At 51.1% G+C, this 2,933-nt stretch carries 3 protein-coding genes; all 3 read right to left on the minus strand.

All coding sequences use genetic code 11. From position 1 onward, the window contains the following. Positions 1–395, minus strand: a 395-nt coding sequence (locus tag Q7V48_14630; GenBank protein ID MDO9211962.1) for a 4-hydroxy-tetrahydrodipicolinate reductase, incomplete at its 3' end; no start/stop codon positions are given. A gap of 49 nt (positions 396–444) precedes the next feature. After that, positions 445–1,269, minus strand: coding sequence for a diaminopimelate epimerase (gene dapF / locus Q7V48_14635; GenBank protein MDO9211963.1), 825 nt, complete (start codon positions 1,267–1,269; stop codon positions 445–447). A gap of 158 nt (positions 1,270–1,427) precedes the next feature. Continuing rightward, the gene (gene lysA / locus Q7V48_14640; GenBank protein ID MDO9211964.1) at positions 1,428–2,684 is read right to left on the minus strand and encodes a diaminopimelate decarboxylase; all 1,257 of its coding nucleotides are present in this window, start codon (positions 2,682–2,684) and stop codon (positions 1,428–1,430) included. Positions 2,685–2,933 lie beyond the last annotated feature (249 nt).

Here is a 2,933-nt window from a genome sequence, read left to right on the forward strand (position 1 = left end):
CCTACGCTCATGTTCGGAGAGAGAACGCAGGGAACTTTTTGGGTCAATGCCCGAACTTCCACCATCTGGGTGGGAGAGAACCCCGTGGACCCGATGACCGCGCTCTTCCCTTTTTCCGCCGCTACTTGTAAATTGCTTAAAGCCGCTTCGGCGTTGGTAAAATCGACGATCACGTCCCCGGAGGAAATAACCTCCTTTAAGGACCCGGCAAGGTGAACATTCCACTTTCCCAAACCAGCCATTTCGCCCACGTCCCGCCCAATATGGGGATGATCCTGCCGTTCCACGGCACCGGCCAGGAGAACATCGGGAGTCTCATGGATCGCGGCCAGGAGGCGCTGCCCCATCCTACCTGCTGCCCCGATTAAAATCGCCTTCACGCTATCGTTGGCCATAATCCCTCCATCAAATCCGCATTCCGCAATCCGCATTCTGCATTTTTATTTATTTGTACGCTTCTTCCCAAAGGCTCCCTTCGTAAACCACCCGCGTATCCCCTTCGAGGAAAACGCGGTCAAACACCTCCCCTTTAGGCTGGAAGTAGATCTTGAGAATCTCTCCGCCGCTCGTCTGCACTTCCACCGGCGAATCAACCAGTTTTTTCTTGGCGGCAATCAGGGCCGACGCCACGGCTCCAGTCCCGCAGGCTAAGGTCTCATCCTCAACTCCGCGCTCATAAGTTCGAACCTTCAGGTGCTTCCTATCAACGGGCTGCACGAAGTTGGCATTGGTGCCAGCAGGCTGGAACTGGGCATGGAAACGAATCTTTCTTCCCAAATCCTTCACCGCCACAGCGGCCGCATCTTCGACCATTTTTATGGCGTGGGGAACACCCGTATTAATAAAATGAAGCTGATGGTTCTGGCCATCAATAGGAACATCCAGGTTTAGTTTTAAGCCGGTGGGCTGGACCATCTGCAGTTTAACCTGCCTTCCATTGACCTCGGCTTCGATGATCCCGGCCAGGGTCTCAAAGGCCAGTTTGGGCGTTGTAATCCCCTTCAGGACGGCAAATCGGGCGGCACAGCGCCCGCCATTCCCGCACATCTCCGCCTCGCTGCCATCGGCATTAAAGAAACGCCAGCGGAAGTCCACCCGCTGGGAAGGCTCAATGAGAATCAAACCATCCGCGCCCACAGAAACTTTCCGAGCACAGACCTTGGGCACAAAATCCCCCAGGTGGTCGGCATTCAAAACCCCTTGACGATTATCGATAAGGATAAAATCATTCCCGCTACCGCTCATTTTGAAAAAAGGTATCCGTCTCATCTTTCTACTCGTAGGCCGAAAAAAATTGGACGCAGATCTCCGCAGATTAACTCAGAAAAAGATACTAATTATTTTAAATCCTTAAAATCTGCGTTTACCCTGTTAGATAGTAAACATCTAACAGGGTGAATCTGTGTCCCAATAAGATTTTGGTTGCTTCAAGCCAAAAAATCGGGAATGAACTCCCCTTTGATCAGATCGTCGTAATCTTCGCGCTCCCGGACAATATAAAAACGGTCTTTGGCCACTAAAACTTCTGCGGCCCGGGGTCGAGAATTATAATTTGAGGCCATGGAAAAGCCGTAGGCACCTGCGCTCATCACAGCTAAAAGCTCTCCTGGTTCCACCTTGGGAAGCTTCCGATCTTTCGCCAGAAAATCTCCCGATTCACAGATCGGCCCTACCACATCGGCCACAATCTCGTAGCTTTCCCTTATGTGCACCGGCTGAATCTTCTGGTAGGAACCGTAGAGACTCGGACGGATGAGGTCATTCATGGCTGCATCCACGACGATAAAGTTCTTCTCCCCACCTTCTTTGGTGTATAAAACCTTGGTCACCAGGATGCCTGCGTTCCCCACGATCACCCGGCCGGGTTCCAGAATAAGCGTGCATTCGATCTCGGCCATTTCACGCAATAAAGACTGGGCATATTCCCGGGGGTGAGGGGGTTCTTCCTGCTGGTAGGTGATACCAAGCCCTCCTCCCAGGTCGATGTAGTGGATATGAATCCCCTCTGCCCTCAGCCTGAATACGAGCTCTTTGACCCGCTGGACCGCTTCCACAAAGGGCCCGACCTCCGTAAGTTGAGAGCCAATGTGACAACTCACTCCGATAACTTTGGTGTGGGGCAGAGTGCTGGCCAGGATGTACTCATCGATGGATTTCTGGATATTGATCCCAAACTTGTTTTTCTTCAACCCCGTGGAGATATATGGGTGGGTGTGCGGGTCAACGTCAGGATTGACTCGCAAGGACACGGGCGCGACGGTGCCCATTCTGCCGGCAATCTGGTCAATCGCTATTAACTCCTGGGAAGACTCGACGTTGAACATGAGAATGGGTAACTCCAAAGCATATTCAATCTCATCCGAACGTTTTCCCACACCCGAATAAACAATCCGGTCCGGCCGGGCACCTGCCTTCATCGCCCGGAAGAGTTCCCCTCCCGAGACCACATCCACCCCGCCACCCTGGCGGATAAAGACCCTGAGGATGGCAATATTGGAATTGGCTTTCGCCGAGAAGCAGACTAAGTGATCGACTTTGGAGAATGCCCCGTCAAAAGCTTGAAAATGCTTCTCCAGGGTATTCAGGCTATAGAGATAGAACGGCGTCCCCACCGCTTTGGCTATGGTCTCGATAGGAAAATCCTCACAGAATAGGCTTTCCCCGCGATACTGAAAATCATGCATCCCATTTCTCCTACTTCATTGATTTTATATTTATAACATAGACTTTAAAAGAAGGCCAAAAAAAAATGCACCGTTTTCATTTCCCCTTTATCCTAACCCTTTTTAAACAGGCCACTCTTTTCTTGACAATGGAGGCTCTTGCAAAAGTATTTTTTTGTGGTTCGACAAGCTCACCACGAACGGAAAAACTAAATAATTTCAACCTAAGCCCGTTCACCCTGAGCCTGTCGAAGGGTAAATTACGGACTT

It is taken from the genome of Deltaproteobacteria bacterium (assembly GCA_030654105.1).
Taxonomy (GTDB): Bacteria; Desulfobacterota; SM23-61; order SM23-61; family SM23-61; genus JAHJQK01.

Coding starts and splice junctions, on each gene's coding strand:
- dapF (MDO9211963.1), bottom strand. CDS start 1,269: ATGAGACGGATACCTTTTTTCAAAATGAGCGGTAGCGGGAATGATTTT.
- lysA (MDO9211964.1), bottom strand. CDS start 2,684: ATGCATGATTTTCAGTATCGCGGGGAAAGCCTATTCTGTGAGGATTTT.